A 16403-nucleotide genomic window follows, 5' to 3' on the forward strand; every position below is an offset into this window, starting at 1 on the left:
ACAGTCTGCCGCGAGATACGTTTGCGGTGTGGGGGACCCCGAGATCGAAGACCTGCTGGACGGGCTGGACGGCACTGCGCGTGCCGAGCGTGCCGAACTGATCGAATGGCTGCTGGGACAGGGCATCACCGCCGAAGAGATCCGCGGGAACCCCTCACCGATGCTGTTGGCGTCGCGACGGCTGGTCGGTGACGACGGCACCTACGTCTCGGCGCGCGAGATCAGCGAATCCAGTGGAGTCGACCTCGAACAGTTGCAGCGCCTGCAGCGGGCGGTCGGGCTGCCCTGGATGGACGATCCGGATGCCCCGGCGCAGATGCGCGCCGATGCGAGCATCGCCATGCATGCGCGCCGCTTCATCGATGCCGGCATCGATGCCGAGCAGGCCCTGCAGACCGCTCGCCTGCTGGCCGACGGGCTGGCGCACACCGCGGAATTCATGCGCTTCACGGTATTGTCCGCGATCGGCGAACCGGGCGTTACCGAGCTGCAGATCGCCCAGCGGTCACGGGACCTGGTGGCCGGGCTGGCGCCGATGTTGGGCCCTTTCGTCCAGGACATGTTGATGGTGCAGCTGCGTCACCAGCTCGACATCGACGCCGTCACCGCCGGCGAGCGCTTGGCGGGCGCACCGCTGCCGGGAGCGCGCCAGATCACCGTGGCGTTCGCCGACCTGGTCGGCTTCACCCGGCTCGGGGAGATGGTGCCGCCAGAAGACCTGGTGCAGCTCGCCGAGCGCCTGACCGTGCTGGGGCGCGAGATCGCCGTTCCTCCGGTGCGGTTCATCAAGACCATCGGCGACGCGGTGATGTTCGTCTGCCCGGAGCCGGCGCCGCTGGTTGATGCGGTGCTGCGGCTGGTCGAGGCGGCCCAGGCCGACGACACCCTGCCTCGGCTTCGTGCCGGCGTCGCGTCCGGGGAGGCAGTGAGCCGGGTCGGGGACTGGTTCGGCAGCCCGGTGAACACCGCGAGCCGAATCACCGGGGTCGCCCGGCCGGGCACCGTGCTGGTCGCTGAGCCGGTGCGGGTGGCGTTGGCCGAATCTGACGCCTTCGGGTGGTCGTTCGCCGGCGGACGTCACCTCAAGGGCATCAAGAGCGAGGTGAATCTGTTCCGCGTCCGGCACCGCGCCGAGGACTGACGCGGGGTCCAACGCCGACCGGCCGGTGACTAACGCCTCTTTTGCGCCTGGATACGGGCTGGGAGCCTGAAGGTGACAGACCCGTGGGAGGTGGCTGATGTTGGACACGACCGTGGATTACGAGGTTCTGACCGAAGCGGTGCGGTTGGCTTGCCGGGCGCCGTCGTTGCACAACAGCCAGCCGTGGCGATGGGTGGCCGACGGTGGCCGGCTGGACCTGTGTCTGGATCCGACCCGTGGCGTGCACGGCGACCAGTCGGCCCGGGAGGCGTTGATCAGTTGCGGCGCGGTGCTGGATCACCTGCGGGTCGCGATGGCCGCGGCCGGCTGGACATCCGAGGTCGAACGGTTCCCGGATGCCGCGCATCCGGAGCACTTGGCCTCCATCGGATTCCTGGCCGCAGACCGGGTCACCGAGCTGGATCGCTATCGCGCCGGTGCGATTCTGACGCGGCACACCGATCGACTGCCGTTCATGGCGCCGAGCAACTGGGAGCCCTTCGAGACCGTGCTGTCCGACACGGTGACCGGGCCGGTACGGCTGAGTGTGCTCCCCGACGAGCTGCGCTCCAAGCTGGCCGAGGCCTCCGAGCTCACCGAGGCGCTGCGTCTGTACGACTCGTCGTATCATGCTGAACTCGGCTGGTGGACAGCGCCGTTCGAGGTTTCCGACGGGATCCCGGAGAGCGCGCTGGTCTCGGCCGCCGAAAGTGACCGGGTGGACATCGGGCGGGCCTTCCCGGTCACCCACAACCGGGAACGACGCATCGAAGTCGGCGACGACCATTCGAAGATCGTGCTGTTGGCGACCGCCAGTGACGAGCCGGGGGATGCGCTGGCCTGCGGCGAGGCGCTTTCGACGGTGCTGCTGGAATGCACGATGGCCGGCTTGTCGACCTGTCCGGTAACGCATTTGACCGAGGTGCCCGCCGGTCGGGCGCTGCTGGCCGGACTGGTCGGCGGCGGCGACCTGCCTCAGGTGCTGGTTCGCGTCGGGGGCGCGCCGGCGTTGGAGAAGCCCCCGGTGCCAACGCCACGGCGGCCGCTGGCCGATGTGCTGCACCTGAAGCTCTGATTGGCGACCCCCGGGGGGCTTGGCGGCGCCCGGGGGACAGGAAAGTTGCCCGGCTTTGAGCGACGCACGCGGGTGCGTTGAACCAGCCCCGTTGAGGCTTGATGCTCAAAGCCGGGCAACTATTCATGTGGTTCCGGATTGGGGCCGCCACCGGGAAATTAGGGCAGGCCCGGACTGACAGGGGAGCGTCTACACTTCCAGCGCGGCTGGCTTTCACCCTCTTGTCCAGCTCTTCGGATTACGGTCATGTCCGAGCCTGCTTCGCAGTCGAATCTACGCTTGCGGCCATCGGTCGGCAATGGTTGATCTTGGCTGAATTTCCAGCCGATTTCAGCTGCCCTCGGCCATCGCCCAATATGCCCCGCGGAGGGCCAGCAATTCGGTGTGGGTGCCCTGCTCGACGATCCGGCCGGCCTGCATCACCAGGATCAGGTCGGCGTCGCGGATCGTCGAAAGCCGGTGGGCGATAATGAAACTGGTGCGTCCTCGGCGCAACTCGCGCATCGCCCGCTGGATCAGCAGCTCGGTGCGGGTGTCCACCGAACTGGTGGCCTCGTCGAGGATGAGCAGTTGCGGCTGGGCCAGAAACGCCCGGGCGATCGTGATCAGCTGCTTTTCGCCGGCGCTGATGGCCCCGCCGTCGTCGTTGACCCGGGTGCCATACCCCTCCGGCAAGGTCCGCACGAAGGGGTCGACATGCGCGGCGCGGGCCGCCTCGATGATCTCGTCCTCGGTCGCGCCGGGCCGGCCGTAGCCGATGTTCTCGGCGATCGTTCCGGTGAACAGCCAGGTGTCCTGCAGCACCATGCCGATCGACGAGCGCAGGGTGCAGCGGTCCACGCCGGTGATGTCCACGCCGTCGATCAGGATCTGCCCACGGTCCACGTCGTAGAACCGCATCAGCAGGTTGACCAGGGTCGTCTTGCCGGCCCCGGTGGGGCCGACGATGGCCACCACGGCGCCCGGTGCCACGCTCAGCGACAGGTCCTCGATCACCGGCGCGCCGGGCCGGTAGCCGAAGCTGACGTCGCGGAACTCCACCCGGCCGCGCGGACCGGATTGGTCGAGCCACAGCGGCGTCGGCGGGGCCGGGGGTTCTTCGGGTTCGTCGAGGAAGGCAAACACCCGCTCGGCGCTGGCGGCACCGGACTGCAGGGCGTTGAACATCGAGGCCAGATTCCCCAACGGTTGGTTGAACTGGCGGACGTAGGCGATGAACGCCTGAATGCTGCCCAGCGTGATCTGTCCGGTGGCCACCTGGATTCCGCCGATGACCGCGACTGCGACGTAGCCGAGGTTGGCGATCAGCCCGGTCGCCGGTGCGATCAGCCCGGAGAAGAACTGGGCCCCGAATCCGGCCCGGTACAACTCGTCGTTGCAGTCGTCAAACCGCTGCTGTGCCCAGTCGCGGTGGCCGAACGTCCGCACCAGGGTGAAGCCGCTGTAGGTCTCCTCCAGGTGGGCACCCAGTTGCCCGGTGGTCGCCCACTGCGCGGCGAACAGCCGTTGTGAGCGCCGGGTGATCGACCGGACCGCCAGCAGCGTCACCGGGACGCCGGCCATGGTGATCACGGCCAGCAGCGGCGAGATGGACAGCATCATCGCCAGCACCACCAGCACGGTCAGCACCGAGGAGAACAGTTGACTGACCGTCATCGACACCGATGTCGCGGTGTTGTCGACATCGTTGGTGACCCGGCTCAAGAGCTCCCCGCGCCGCGCAGTGTCGAAGTACCGCAGCGGCAGCCGGTGCAATTTGTCTTCGACGTCGCGGCGCAGCGCCCGCATGGTGCGCTGCAGGATCACGTTGAGCAACCGTGCCTGCGTCCAGACCATCAGCGCCGCAATCAGATACAGGCCCATCGCCAGCGCCAGCGTGCGCGCCACCGCGGCGAAGTCGATACCGGCACCCGGTATCACGTCCATCCGCGACAGCATCTCGGCGTAGGTGCCCCGGCCGGCGGCGCGGGCTTCGTCAATGGCTTGCTGCTTGGTGATTCCCGCCGGCAGTCCGCGGCCGATGATGCCGTTGAACACCAGATCGGTGGCATGGCCGAGAATTCGCGGCCCGGCAACACCCAGCGCGATACCGCCCAGCGACAGACTGATGACCGCCGCGACCAACCGGCGCTGCGGGCCCATCCGGCGGGCCAGGCGCAGCGCGGTCGACCAGAAATCGCCGGCCCGTACCGTCGGAGCCGCCACCGGTGCGGTCACAGGCCACCGGCCCCGGCAGTCACCGACTGGGACTCGGCGAACTCGGTGTAGGTGGGGCAGTCGGCCAGCAGCTCGCCGTGGGTTCCGGTGCCGACCACCCGGCCGTCGTCGAGGACGATCACCTGATCTGCCTGGGTAACCGTCGAGATCCGCTGCGCCACGATGATCACCGTCGCGTCGGCGGCCACCTCGCGCAGGGCCGCGCGGACCCGGGCGTCGGTGGAGGTGTCCAGGGCCGAGAACGCGTCGTCGAACAGATAGATCGAGGGTCGCCGGATCACCGCCCGGGCGATCGCGAGCCGTTGCCGCTGCCCGCCGGACAGGTTGATCCCGCCCTGGGCCACCGGCATCGCCAGCCCGTCGGGGTGGGCCGTCACGAAGTCGTCGGCGGCGGCCACCCGCAGTGCCGCCCACATCTGCTCGTCGCTGACGGTGGCCCCCGCCGGGGCGCCGTAGCGCAGGTTGTCGGCCACGGTGCCGGAGAACAGATATCCGCGCTGGGGCACCAGGCCGATGCCCGACCACAGCTCCTCGGGGTCGCGGTCGCGCACGTCCACGCCGTCGATGAGCACCGCGCCGTCGGTCACGTCGCGCAACCGGCAGATCAGCGACACCAGGGTGGACTTGCCCGAGCCAGTGGAGCCGACCACCGCGGTGGTGGTGCCGGGCAGGGCGGTCAAGGACACCTCGGAAAGCACCGATCGATCGGCGCCGGGGTAACGGAAGCCGACACCGTGCAGGCGAATCTCGCCGCTGGGCGAGGACGGCGACACCGGCCGATCCGGGGCGCTGATGGTCGGCTCGGTGGACAGCACCGCGGTGATCCGCTCGGCGCAGACGGCGGCGCGCGGCAGGATCGCCAGCACCATTGTGGCCATCAGCACGGCCATCAGGATCTGCATGAAATAGGACAGGAACGCGATCAGCGACCCGACCTGCATCGCTCCGGCGTCGATGCGCAGCGCGCCGAACCAGATCAACGCAACGCTGGAGGTGTTGATGATCAGGGTGGTGGTCGGCAGCATCAGTACCTGCAGGTTCCCGACGGTCAGCGAGGCGTCCGACAGGGCCGTGTTGGCCTGGGCGAACCGGTCGCGCTCGAAAGGCTCGCGGGCGAAGGCGCGGATCACCCGGATGCCGGTGAGTTGGTCGCGCAGCACCCGATTGATGTTGTCGATCAGCATCTGCATGCGGCGGAACAGCGGCAGCATCCGCGACACGATCAGGTAGTTGGCCAGCGCCAGCACCGGCACGCTGACGGCCAGCAGCCAGGCCAGTCCCGCGTCCTGGTGCACCGCCATCAGTACCCCACCGACGCACATGATGGGCGCGGTGACCAGCGTGCTGGCGCCCAGCTGCACGATCAGCTGGATCTGGCGGACGTCGTTGGTGGTGCGGGTCAGCAGGGTCGGCGCCCCGAAGCGGGTGGTTTCGCGTTCGGAGAACCGGATCACCTGGGCGAACACCGCCCGGCGCAGGTCGCGTCCGAAGCCGGTCCCGGTGCGCGCGCCGAAGTAGACCGCGGCGATGGCGCACAGCATCTGCAGGCCGGTGACGCCGAGCATCACCGCGCCCAGCCGGATGATGATCGCGGTGTCGCCGCGGACCACACCGTCGTCGATGATCGTGGCGTTGACGGTTGGCAGGTACAGCGAAGCCAGCGTGCTGATCAGTTGCAGTGCCATCACCGCGGCGACCGGCCAGCGGTAGGGCCGCAGGTAGCAGCGCAGCAGCGCCAGAAGCATGGGGCCTACTGTCGCACATCCGTGCGGTCGCGGCGTTGCTGTGCCGATACGCGGCGACACAAACCGACTGGTCACCGCTGTGTCGTGGTTGACGGGCGGCGGTGCCGCTACAGTGCATCGTGTGCGGCTCAAACTGACGGTCCCGGCCCTGGCGGCCGCTGCCCTGATTCCGATGGTCGGCGGATGTTCTGACTCCGACTCGCCTGAAGCCCAGGGCGGCAGCCAGTCTGCGTCGCCGACGGCCGAGCAGAGCAATCACGGCCCGTCGTTCCCGCAGTGCGGTGGTATCAGTGACGAGACGATGGCCAACCTGACTCGGGTGTCCGGGTTGATCAGCACCGCACAGAACTCGGTGGGCTGCCAGTGGCTGCTGCGGGGCGGGATCATGGGCCCGCACTTCTCCTTCTCCTGGTATCGCGGCAGCCCCATCGGTCGCGAGCGCAAGACCGAAGAGGTGTCGCGGACTTCCGTGGAAGACATCAACATCGACGGCCACAGCGGTTTCATCGCGATCGGCACCGCCCCGACGATGGGCGACAACCTGTGTGAGGTCGGCATCCAATTCAAAGATGACTTCATCGAGTGGTCGGTGAGCTTCGCTCAGAAGCCGTTCCCGGATCCGTGCGACGTCGCCAAAGAGCTGACCCGCCAGTCGATTGCGAACTCGAAATGAGCCGCCGGGTAGTTGCCAGCGCGATCGCGGTGTTGGCAGTGTTGACCAGCTTGACGGGTTGCTCGCGTGAGGTGGGCGGCACCGCGGTCAAGGCCGGCGCGGGCGACACCAAGCGCAACAACAACTCCGAGCGGCAGTACCCGAACCTGCTCAAGGAGTGCGAGGTGCTGACCACCGACATCTTGGCCAAGACGGTGGGTGCGGACCCGCTCGACATCCAGAGCACCTTCGTCGGCGCCATCTGCCGTTGGCAGGCGGCCAACCCGGCCGGGCTGATCGACATCACCCGGTTCTGGTTCGAGCAGGGCAGCCTGGACAACGAACGCAAGGTCGCCGAATTCTTGAAGTACCAGATCGAGAACAAGACCATCGTGGGCGTGCCGTCGATCGTGATGCGGCCGTCGGATCCCAACGGTTCCTGCGGGGTCGCCAGCGACGCTGCAGGGGTGGTCGGCTGGTGGGTCAACCCGCAGGCGCCCGGGATCGACGCGTGCGAGCAGGCTTTGAAGCTGATGGAGCTGACGCTCGCGACTAACTCGTAGCCCGGGATCGAGCGGGTTCAGGAGAATCCGTGGCGGACATCCTTGACGAGAAGCAGCAGCGTCATGTCGTCGACAACGGAGGGTTCGAAACCGTACTTGACGTAGAAGCGTTGGGCGGCATCGTACTTCGCATGCACCAGCAGCAGTCGAACGCCCGTAGCCTCCGCGATCTCCAGCGATTTGAGGACGAAGTGCTTCAGCAGGGCGGCGGCAAGACCACGCCCCTGAAATGCCGTGTCGACGGCCAGCCTGCCGAGCAGCACGGCTGGTAGTGGGTCCGGCTGATTGCGGGCTGCGCGTTTGGTTGCATGACTGCGCAGCAGCACCGCGGTGCTGGAGGCATAGAAGGCCACGACCCGCCGGCCGTCGAGGACGACCCAGGCGCGGCTGCCGCCTTCGCGCTGGTTGCTGAGCGCCTTCGTCCGGAGCCACTCGTTGAGTGCGGCACTGCCGCAGTCGAAGTCTTCGAGCAGGTGATCGGCGCCGAGCAGGATCGGGCCCTCGTAGTTCACCGTTCCAGAATCGACGGGTCAGCCAGCAGGCGCGCCAACTCGGGTTTGGGGATTGGTGGACGGTCGAGCAGCTGCTGAAGGTCAGCCCAGGCGGTGTCATCCAGGGCGAATACCCTCCGGTCGGCGAGGTCGTGTTCGGCGGCCTGGATGGCGTGACGCACCACGTAATCGTTGAGTGATTCGCCCGTTGCGTCGAGCACGCGCCGCACCACCGCGTCTTGCGCTGCCGTAACACGCAGGTTCCAGCGACCGGTCTTTGTCTCCATGCCAAGAATGTACGCCGAATTGACGTACAGGTGGGTGCCACCTGACTGGCGCGACCTGTTACGGCCGGCGGCCCGCGACCACCACACCCAGAGCCGACGCGCGAGCGGCGAGCGTGGCGTCGAACGTAGCGAGCGCCGCCCCCTGTTGCTCGGCTGCATAGAGCACACAGCAGTCCGGCATCTTCAATCCGGTGGATGCCCGTAGTTCGCCGAGGCGTGCAGCGGCTTCCGCCGGAAGGTCCAGGCTTTCGACCTGGAGCCGGGTGAGTAGTCGCCGCAGTCGATCCGCCTGGCCGGCCCGCGCAGCGCCGACATAGACCTCCGCGAGAGTGAGAACGCTGGCAGCGAACGGTTCGAGGATGTGCGACTTCAACAGCTCGGTGGCCTGAGCGTGATGTGCGTCCGCGGGTTCGAAATGTCCGATCAAGACGCTGGCATCCAGGACGATCACTCGGGCCAGTCCTCCCGCAGGTCGCGCAAGTAATCAGGTCCATAGACGCCGGCCAGAGCGCCAGCTGTTTCCTCGACAGCGCGTCGCCGGCTGACCGTCGCGTGGCTGGCATCATGCACAAGCGTATTGCGACCGAGGAGAATGAGCTGACGTAACAGTGCACCGGGTTTGTCGGCGAGATCCGGCCAGGTGTGGCGCGCGACCTCCAGCGCCTTGCCGATGTCGTCGGTTTCGGTGATGGCGTGACGACGGTGGGCGGTCGGCATCGAACAAGTGTAACACCGTGAGCAAAGGTGTTGCACTTCCTTAACTAAGTGGATCGCTCCTGTGCCTCGTGGCAGGAACTACGGCGAGTCTGACGCTTCCTCTTTGAACTAGGTGGTTCGAAGTGAAAGTTTTCTGTTGTGGGCCAGGACATCTCGCTGACCTGCGAAGTCTAGTCGGTCGGTGCATTGCTGAACACCTTTGGCGCCCAGACATATCCACGCGACAAGCTGTGTGTCCCGCACTTTTGCCTGCGCGGCGGATCTGTCGCTCGCTAGCGTCCCGCGCCGTGGACGAGACACCCGGAATCCAGCCATTGCCCGGGCCACCTCGACGGGACGGAATCGAGCGACAGTTCTGGAAACTGCCTCTCGGTGGCTCGGCCAATCTGATGGCGGCACTGGACGTGCGCCTGCGCGGTGCGCACGGCGTCACCGTTCGCGACGTCCTGCTGTTGGAGCTGCTCAGCAGGCCGGACCGGCGGGCACATCGCATCTGCGTGCTGGCGCAGACGCTGGGAGTGTCGCCGGGTGCGTTGGCCGGCCAGGTCCGTCGGTTGGAGGAGCGCGGTCTGGTCACCCGGAGTCCATGCCAGCGTGACCGGCGCGGCATTCTGCCCCGGATCACCAGCGAGGGCTACGCGCGTCTACACACGGTGCTGGACAGCCATGCGCACATCGAACGGGTCGGACGCACGGAGTAGGCGACTGTTCTTGCCGCAGTGCCGACGCGTGTCGCGCGGTCAGGCTGGCGCCCATGGCGATGAACTGGCGGTTTGTCTCATTGTTCCGCTATCGAACCAACTAGTTTCCGGTCGAACGAAGCTGATTAGTTTCCGTTTGAACGAATTAGTACAGTGCGATGGTTATCTGACAGGAGTCAGAATAAGTCGCTGACCAGCTTAATCATGTCGAGGCGGCCTTTGCTGAACTCCATTCCCGCCGGGGTGAATTCGTGACGAGATGCCTGAATTGACACGTGTTCTCCGTTTCTGGGGCGCATCCTTCGATAATCTTGCGCGCCGTGGACGAGATGCATGAACTCCAGGCAATTGCCTGGCTCCCTGGGCTCGATGGAATCGAGCAACACTGCTGGCAACAGTTCCTGGCCTGCTCGCTGAATGTCGTTGACGCAGTGAATGTATGCCTCAAGGGCGCACATGATCTCTCGATACGTGACGTCCTCCTGTTGGAGCTGCTGAGCAGGCCCAAGCGCCGGGAGCACCGGCTGTGTGTGCTGGCGGAGACGCTTGGTGTGACGCAGGGGCAGTTGTCCACCCAGATCCGCCGGTTGGAAGGCCACGGTTGGATCACCCGCAGCCCGAGCCCAGGGGATCCACGCGGCATTCTGCCCCGGATCACCAGTGCGGGGCACACCCGTCTACATGCGGTGATGGAGACCTACGCGCATGGGATCCGGGTGCACTACCTCAATCAACTCAGGCACGAGCAAATGGTCAATCTGGTCGACAGCTGCCGGCGGATCAACGACTCGCTCAGCACGAATGGGCGCCGCAAGGGGCTCAGAGTCGCTCGCTGAGCGGTGTCCTTGCCCCCGGGCGACAGTGGGCTGCGTAGGTTTTTGGACGTGCCACGATCTTGCTGACCGGTGTTTGCGGAGTGAATTACGCGTCTATGGGTAGCTAATTAGTACACGTTGCATTGCTAGGACATGCGGCAAATGCACAAATTGGGTCTTTACCAAGCATGAGCTGAGGTTTAGGCTGTCTGGCACGGGGTTCGGCTATCCCAGGATCGCGATAGAACGCGTTATAAAACCTACTCGGGAGTAGCTTTCGCCTTGAACTAGATAGTTCAATTAGGCCGTTTTCTGGCCGGGATCGAAGTGGCTCATGACCAGTGTCTTATCACCACCGAAACATTGCCCTCCGTCGTTTTCCGTCGATGGATCCGCGGCGACGGCGGAGTTTGCCGAAGTTTCTCCGCAGATCCGGCCATGCCGTTGGATACCGTCGCCCGCCGTGGAGGACGACGGTGCCGAGACCCCAGCGCATCACCTGCCGGGTCTCGATGAGATCGAGCAACAGTGTTGGCAGGCGTTCCTGGAATCGTCGGCGCTGTTGTTGTCGACGGTGAACCGCCAACTGCTCGCACGGCACAGCCTGAGCCTGTTCGATTTCCTGGTGTTGGACGCGCTCGCTCGCTCGGCCGATGGCTCGGCGCGCATGGGCGATCTGGCCCACGCGCTGGTGCTCGCACCGAGCCGGCTGACCGAGCTGATGCGGCGGATGGAATCGCAGGGCTTGGTGCGTCGCAGTCGCAGCCGCACCGACGGACGCGGGGTGCTGGCCAGCATCACCCGCGAGGGCCGGGCGGTGGTGCGACCGGCAGCTCGGACCTACCTCCAGTCGGTGCGCTCGTACTACCTCGCTCCCATCTCACGCCCGCAGATGATCGCGCTGGGGGACAGCTGCCGGCGGATCAGCGTGCCGCTGAAGGCGTCTGCGAAGTCCAAGCGGCGCAGGAGCTGGCAGTCCAGGGGCTGATCTGGGTGGTGGCCGTCTGTGGCAGGGCCCGTCGGCCTGCCATTGATTGCGTTATTTCTTAGGTAGTCGAATCTCGGGCATTCGATGGACTTCCACGTGTTTTCGCAGCGTATGGGTGATTCATCGCGATATCGTCTCCACAAATTTGTTTCAGGGCGAAAATAGATGGCCCTTTCCTTAATTTGCCTGTCAATAACCATATAGTTGATAACTTGTTGCGGTAACTGGTAGCCCAGCAGTGAGGCCAGGTTCGGGTCGACGATCAAGTCAGTGCAGGTGAAGAGCTCTTTTGGATGCGGCTGATTGTTGGATAACGAAGGTTATCCGAATTCGCTATAGTTACCGGTCGGTAATTTTGCGTTGAAATACTAAACCGCTTAATTGTGTTTGCTGGCCCTGCCTATCGGCGCGGCTGAACAGGCGATATAACCGTCAGGATGATTGCGATCCTGGATTCGGTCGTTATGAATTTGAAAAAGTGGCACAAACCTATATGTGATTCAGGTTCGTGCCAGGTAAATTTTGGCTCGCTCTCGCCGAAGGGCGCTACGGAGACAGCTCCAACCCCTCTTCGTCCCTGCTGAAACGGCGAGGTCGGTAGTACGCACCGGCGCCGCCTTCCCGGCGTCGGTGCGGCCGTCGAAGGCTGGGCGGGCCGGGACAACGACGTCCCGGACGTCCCGGCAGCACAACAGATTTGACTCCGGCTAAGTCCGCAAGAAGGGAACACGGATGGCTCGTCAGCACCGCATAAGCGGGATTCGGCGCTTGCATAGCGCCAACTTTCACCATCGGCGGTGCGCCGACCCCAAGCTTCCGGTGCCCGCCGAGGGCGAGCACCACAACACGACCAACACTAAGGAGACCGCCGTGCGGCACACCCTACGTCCCTACGCCACGGTTGGCGTTGCCATCGTTGGGGCCGGCTTGTTCGCGGCCACGCCGGTGGTGGCGCCGTTGCCGGACATCAACACGATTCGGGAGGTGGCGCTGGCCGCGGGTGGCGGCTTGCCCGATCTGCTGGCCCCGTGGATCGATCAGTACAACGGTGCGTCGGAGAACGCCACGACGCTCATGAACAACTTCTTCCTGGCCCCAGGCGTGGGTCTACAGCAGATGATCGCCAACATGTCCGGCTACTGGCAGGACTTCTTCAACGACCCGACGAGCAACACAGTCACTGAGGTGAACACGCAGATCCAAGACAACCTAGCCGCCGTGGTGACCGGCTACGCCCTGCAGAACGCGACATCCGCCACCACGGCCACGGTCACCGAGCACACTCTCGACGGAACTCCGGGCTTGCTGGGGTCGGGGCACGGACAGCTCTTTTCGATACTTCCCTCGTTCTTGCCGGCTGATCAGGCCCCGATGATCACCCCGATCATCGACTTCATGGCGTCGCCGGCGAGCGGCATCATCATGGGTGGGCTCGGGCCCTGGATCAGCCCTTGGATCGCACTGCTGAATAGCATTAATGCTGGCGACGGCTGGAACGAAACCCTAGCCAGTATGGTCGGCGCCGTCTTCAACGGTGCTGACCTGAACCTCGATAGCTTGTTACCGGCAATCAACGGAGCGGGGTTTTTCCCGCCAGGCTTGGGTATGACGGAGCTGGACATCGCGTTCGGCGGTCTGCTCAGCACCGGCAGCGTTATGGCGGGCCCCTACGAAGTGGGCGAAGGCGAAATTCCCGCCGTCGGGGGCTCGATTTTCAACAGTCTCGGCCTTGCGCTCGGCGGTGTTCCAGTCCTTGGGAGCATTTCTGCAGACAGCCAGGCGATCGGCCCGCTCGGAACGTGGGAGGGCTTGGCGCAGACCATCGCCTCGCTGCTCGGCTGGGACGGATCAGGTGCACCTTTGGCCGGAGTCGACCTCCCTGTCATTCCCGCCGATGTGTTCGACGCCGGTGCCGCTGGCGCCGAGGCGACCGATTTGTCGGGCCTTGTGCAAGACGTCGTTGCCGCACTGGGCTTTTGATCGAGCCAGTTTCTATCTATAAATCCTTACCCCGTGCAGGGGCCCGTTCCTAAGGAAAGGTATTTCCAATATGAGTCTTCGTCACAACAGCGGTCAGCGTTCCCGTCGCGGGAAGTACGCGCCACGGCCTGGTGTGCGGATGGCCGGAGGCGGGAGCGCGATCGGAGCGTTCTTAGCATTCGGGATGACCCCGTTGGCGGCCGCACCGTCGGCCCGGGCGGACGAACTCGATCTGGTTCTCGATCCCGTCATCAATGTGTTCTCAAGCATTGATCCCACGCTGGGGGCGGATCTGAGCTCGCTAGTCACCACCGTTGATCCCACGTTTGCCGGCGACGGCGCGGGGGCATCGTCTTTTCTCGAATTCGTCGGCGCGGCAGCGGCCAGCGATCCAATCGTGGAGTGGTCGAGCATATTTGACCAGTGGATCTACACCCCGATCCACATCGGTCTGGAGGCGTGGATCAACAGCCCGTTTGGTGAGCAGGTCGACGACGCCATCAACCAGTGGTCCGGCCTGTTCCTAATCGGGGACGGCACCGCTGGAACAGCCGACAACCCCAACGGCACCGATGGCGGGTTGTGGTTCGGTGACGGCGGCGCGGGCTACGACGCCAGCGCCGATGCCACTGTTGCCGGTGGCGCCGGCGGTGCCGGTGGATGGATCGGTGACGGCGGCGCCGGTGGCGACGGTGGGGCCGGTGCACTCGGGGGGGCCGGTGGCAACGGTGGCGCCTTCATGGGCAACGGCGGTGACGGCGGCGCCGGCGGTGCCGCCACCACGCCGGGCACCAGCTCTACTTTCGCCACAGCGGGCGGGCGCGGCGGTACTGGCGGCGACGCTGCTGGATGGCTGTTCGGCAACGGCGGCGCCGGAGGTGCCGGAGGTAGCGGTGCAGATGGAAAAGCAGGTGCCTTTGGTGCCGGCGGCACCAGCACCGGCGCTGGACAGGGGGGCGGCAATGGCGGGGTCGGCGGGGCCGGCGGCAGAAGCGGATTCCTCATCGGCGACGCCGGCAACGGCGGCAACGGCGGCACTGGTGGCCTCGGCGGCAACGCTGCCAATGGCACCATCGATCACCTCAACGGTGGCAGCAACTCCGCTGTCTTCGGCCGTGGCGGTACTGGCGGTACTGGCGGCGCTGGCGGCGCCAAGACCTTCGGCTCCTACGGGATTGCGGGACAGACCGGCAACGGCGGTGACGGCGGCAATGCCGGCGCCGGGGGTGACGGCTACCGAGACCCCATCACGGGGGCGTTCCTCGGCAATGGCGGCACGGGTGGTAACGGCGGCAGCGGAGGGGCCGGTACGCAGGGCGGATCCGGCGCCTCAGGCGGCGACGGCGGTGCCGGCCTTAACGGCGGCGGCAATGGCGGCAATGGCGGTACCGGCGCCGCCTCCCTGGGCGACAACACCGGGGGCGCTGGCGGTTCCGGTGGCCGGGGTGGTGATGCCAGCGCCGGTCATGCCGGCAACGGCGGCAACGGTGGCGTCGCTGGCCGCAGTGACAGCGGTGCCGCCGGTGCCGCCGGCGACGGGGGCGCTGGCGGTAATGGGGCCACCGACAATCCAAACGTCCAAACCTTCGGTGGGAACGGCGGTAAGGGCGGCGGCGGCGGTATCAGCGTGAGTGGCCAGACAACTGCCGCGGGCGCCGGCGGCGCCGGAGGTTGCGGCTCGTTCGCCGGCGGGAACGGCGGCGACGGGGGTACAGGCGGCAGCGGTGGCGCGGGCACGTCATCGGGTGGCGCGGGCGGCGCCGGGGGTGCCGGGGGCGCTAGCACCGGGTGGAACGACGGCGGCACCGTCTTCAGCAAAGGCGGCAATGGCGGTCGCGGTGGCCAAGGTGGATATACAGGCGCCGGCGGCGTCGGCGGCGTCGGCGGGGCCGGGGGAGTCGGGGCGGACGGCGCGACCGGCAGCGGCATAGTCAGCGTGGGCGGCAACGGCGGCGCTGGCGGCGCCGGAGGTGGCTTCGCAGGTCAAACCGGGAGTGGGACCGGTGGTGTCGGCGGAGACGGCGGGATCGGCGGCGCCGGCACGGCGTCCGCCGGCAACGGCGGTGCCGGCGGTGCCGGCGGTCTCAGTTTCAGCGGCATCGCGGGTGACGGCGGACTCGGTGGTGCCGGCGGCAACAGTGGGGGTGTTGCGACGCCGGCGGGTGCACCCTCGGGCATCACCGGTCCCAGCCACGCCGGGGCCGGGGGTAACGGCGGCGCAGGCGGATTCGGTTACCAGTTCGCCGGCGGAACGGCCCCCGGCGGTGCCGGCGGTGCTGGCGGTGGCGGAGGCAACGGGATCAACGGTATCGACGGTGGCAAAGGCGGTGCCGGTGGCGCAGGCGGGGCGGGCAGCGCCGGGTTTAACGGCCTCGGCGGGGTACCTGGGCAGCCGGGCGGCGCCGGCGGTACGGGCGCTAGCGCTGGCAGCGGTGGCCAAGGTGGTGCCGGTGGCACTTCGGATTCCGGCAGCGGCGGTGCCGGTGGCGCCGGTGGGATGGGCGGAGCCGGCGGCGCCGGCGGTACCGGGGGGACTGGCGGTGTCGACAGTGCAGGGAACGGCCTTGGCGGCGGTGCAGGCGGGACCGGCGCAGCTGGCGGAACTGGCGGGATCGGCGGTGCAGGCGGGACCAGCACCAGCGGCACACACGGCGCCGAGGGAGCAGGCGGTGACGGCGGGGCTGGCGGTGACGGCGGCACTGGGGGCAACGGTGGAACCCCCACCGGTAGTGGCACACCCGGTACGGGCGGGGCTGGCGGAGATGGCGGCACCGGCGTAGCCGGCGGCACCGGCAACCCCGACGGCCAGCCGGGCGCCGACGGTCAGCCGGGCGCCGACGGCCAGCCCGGAACGTAAGACCGACAGTATCTCTAAGGCCACGGCCGCCGGGCGTCGCTATCGTCCGGCGGCCAGAGGCTGTCGACGTTCAGGTGTTCGTCGTGAATTCAGGAGTTCCGCTGTCTTGCGTGGCCGTTGCTCCGGCACTCTCCGAGTGGGGTGAAGTGCCGGCCCCCATTCGGCCACTGCGGT

Annotated in this window: 15 protein-coding genes; 9 read left to right on the top strand and 6 right to left on the bottom strand. The window is 66.7% G+C overall.

From position 1 onward, the window contains the following. Window positions 1-28: 28 nt before the first annotated feature. Both ACKY0W_RS06430 and ACKY0W_RS06435 read left to right on the top strand, forming a co-directional pair. Complete coding sequence (locus ACKY0W_RS06430) at window positions 29-1141, top strand: adenylate/guanylate cyclase domain-containing protein (RefSeq protein ID WP_409436866.1); 1113 nt, start codon at window positions 29-31, stop codon at window positions 1139-1141. Between the two features lie 97 nt (window positions 1142-1238). Continuing rightward, window positions 1239-2216: an Acg family FMN-binding oxidoreductase gene (locus tag ACKY0W_RS06435; protein ID WP_409436867.1), complete on the top strand. Its 978-nt coding sequence runs from the start codon at window positions 1239-1241 to the stop codon at window positions 2214-2216. A gap of 330 nt (window positions 2217-2546) precedes the next feature. On the opposite strand, the gene ACKY0W_RS06440 is transcribed toward ACKY0W_RS06435, so the two are convergent. Then, complete coding sequence (locus tag ACKY0W_RS06440) at window positions 2547-4433, bottom strand: ABC transporter ATP-binding protein (protein WP_409436868.1); 1887 nt, start codon at window positions 4431-4433, stop codon at window positions 2547-2549. Then, the gene (locus tag ACKY0W_RS06445) at window positions 4430-6178 is read right to left on the bottom strand and encodes an ABC transporter ATP-binding protein (protein WP_409436869.1); all 1749 of its coding nucleotides are present in this window, start codon (window positions 6176-6178) and stop codon (window positions 4430-4432) included. Before ACKY0W_RS06445 ends, ACKY0W_RS06440 begins: the two co-directional genes overlap by 4 nt. 172 nt (window positions 6179-6350) lie before the next feature. Here ACKY0W_RS06445 and ACKY0W_RS06450 point away from each other — a divergent pair, with 172 nt between their 5' ends. After that, on the top strand, window positions 6351-6851 hold the full coding sequence (locus tag ACKY0W_RS06450; RefSeq protein WP_046285706.1) for a DUF3558 domain-containing protein: 501 nt from the start codon (window positions 6351-6353) through the stop codon (window positions 6849-6851). Next, the gene (locus tag ACKY0W_RS06455) at window positions 6848-7393 is read left to right on the top strand and encodes a DUF3558 domain-containing protein (RefSeq protein ID WP_409436870.1); all 546 of its coding nucleotides are present in this window, start codon (window positions 6848-6850) and stop codon (window positions 7391-7393) included. The genes ACKY0W_RS06450 and ACKY0W_RS06455 overlap by 4 nt, the downstream gene beginning before the upstream one ends. Window positions 7394-7410: 17 nt before the next feature. On the opposite strand, the gene ACKY0W_RS06460 is transcribed toward ACKY0W_RS06455, so the two are convergent. From ACKY0W_RS06460 to ACKY0W_RS06475, 4 genes are read right to left on the bottom strand one after another with little or no spacing between them, the layout of a single operon-like run. Further along, window positions 7411-7905: a GNAT family N-acetyltransferase gene (locus tag ACKY0W_RS06460; RefSeq protein WP_409436871.1), complete on the bottom strand. Its 495-nt coding sequence runs from the start codon at window positions 7903-7905 to the stop codon at window positions 7411-7413. Then, window positions 7902-8171: a DUF1778 domain-containing protein gene (locus tag ACKY0W_RS06465; RefSeq protein ID WP_409436872.1), complete on the bottom strand. Its 270-nt coding sequence runs from the start codon at window positions 8169-8171 to the stop codon at window positions 7902-7904. The genes ACKY0W_RS06460 and ACKY0W_RS06465 overlap by 4 nt, the downstream gene beginning before the upstream one ends. Window positions 8172-8229: 58 nt before the next feature. Beyond that, window positions 8230-8622 (bottom strand): type II toxin-antitoxin system VapC family toxin, encoded by a 393-nt coding sequence (locus tag ACKY0W_RS06470; protein WP_409436873.1) that lies wholly within the window; start codon window positions 8620-8622, stop codon window positions 8230-8232. Then, window positions 8619-8888, bottom strand: a complete 270-nt coding sequence (locus tag ACKY0W_RS06475; RefSeq protein WP_409436874.1) for a hypothetical protein — start codon at window positions 8886-8888, stop codon at window positions 8619-8621. The genes ACKY0W_RS06470 and ACKY0W_RS06475 overlap by 4 nt, the downstream gene beginning before the upstream one ends. A gap of 287 nt (window positions 8889-9175) precedes the next feature. Between ACKY0W_RS06475 and ACKY0W_RS06480 the strand changes: the two genes are divergently transcribed. The 5 genes from ACKY0W_RS06480 to ACKY0W_RS06500 all read left to right on the top strand — a co-directional run bounded on the left by ACKY0W_RS06480 (window position 9176) and on the right by ACKY0W_RS06500 (window position 16229). Further along, the gene (locus ACKY0W_RS06480) at window positions 9176-9589 is read left to right on the top strand and encodes a MarR family winged helix-turn-helix transcriptional regulator (protein WP_409436875.1); all 414 of its coding nucleotides are present in this window, start codon (window positions 9176-9178) and stop codon (window positions 9587-9589) included. Window positions 9590-9918: 329 nt separating this feature from the next. Further along, window positions 9919-10425 carry a MarR family winged helix-turn-helix transcriptional regulator gene (locus ACKY0W_RS06485; protein ID WP_409437671.1) on the top strand — a complete coding sequence of 169 codons (507 nt, stop codon included), beginning with the start codon at window positions 9919-9921 and terminating at the stop codon, window positions 10423-10425. Window positions 10426-10867: 442 nt separating this feature from the next. Then, window positions 10868-11392 carry a MarR family winged helix-turn-helix transcriptional regulator gene (locus ACKY0W_RS06490; protein WP_409436876.1) on the top strand — a complete coding sequence of 175 codons (525 nt, stop codon included), beginning with the start codon at window positions 10868-10870 and terminating at the stop codon, window positions 11390-11392. A 732-nt stretch (window positions 11393-12124) separates the two neighbouring features. Beyond that, a complete protein-coding gene (gene gjpA / locus ACKY0W_RS06495) occupies window positions 12125-13372 on the top strand; it encodes an outer membrane porin GjpA (RefSeq protein WP_409436877.1) in 1248 nt (415 codons plus the stop codon). A gap of 184 nt (window positions 13373-13556) precedes the next feature. Next, on the top strand, window positions 13557-16229 hold the full coding sequence (locus ACKY0W_RS06500; RefSeq protein WP_409436878.1) for a PGRS repeat-containing protein: 2673 nt from the start codon (window positions 13557-13559) through the stop codon (window positions 16227-16229). The last annotated feature ends 174 nt before the right edge of the window (window positions 16230-16403 follow it).

The organism is Mycobacterium sp. SMC-14 (assembly GCF_046250075.1).
In the GTDB taxonomy this organism is placed as follows: Bacteria; Actinomycetota; Actinomycetes; order Mycobacteriales; family Mycobacteriaceae; genus Mycobacterium.

Bases quoted from the DNA above. Each gene is read 5' to 3' on its own strand.
- ACKY0W_RS06435 (WP_409436867.1), top strand. From the start codon at position 1,239: ATGTTGGACACGACCGTGGATTACGAGGTTCTGACCGAAGCGGTGCGG.
- ACKY0W_RS06445 (WP_409436869.1), bottom strand. From the start codon at position 6,178: ATGCTTCTGGCGCTGCTGCGCTGCTACCTGCGGCCCTACCGCTGGCCG.
- ACKY0W_RS06450 (WP_046285706.1), top strand. From the start codon at position 6,351: ATGGTCGGCGGATGTTCTGACTCCGACTCGCCTGAAGCCCAGGGCGGC.
- ACKY0W_RS06455 (WP_409436870.1), top strand. From the start codon at position 6,848: ATGAGCCGCCGGGTAGTTGCCAGCGCGATCGCGGTGTTGGCAGTGTTG.
- ACKY0W_RS06465 (WP_409436872.1), bottom strand. From the start codon at position 8,171: ATGGAGACAAAGACCGGTCGCTGGAACCTGCGTGTTACGGCAGCGCAA.
- ACKY0W_RS06475 (WP_409436874.1), bottom strand. From the start codon at position 8,888: ATGCCGACCGCCCACCGTCGTCACGCCATCACCGAAACCGACGACATC.
- ACKY0W_RS06485 (WP_409437671.1), top strand. From the start codon at position 9,919: ATGCATGAACTCCAGGCAATTGCCTGGCTCCCTGGGCTCGATGGAATC.
- gjpA (WP_409436877.1), top strand. From the start codon at position 12,125: ATGGCTCGTCAGCACCGCATAAGCGGGATTCGGCGCTTGCATAGCGCC.
- ACKY0W_RS06500 (WP_409436878.1), top strand. From the start codon at position 13,557: ATGACCCCGTTGGCGGCCGCACCGTCGGCCCGGGCGGACGAACTCGAT.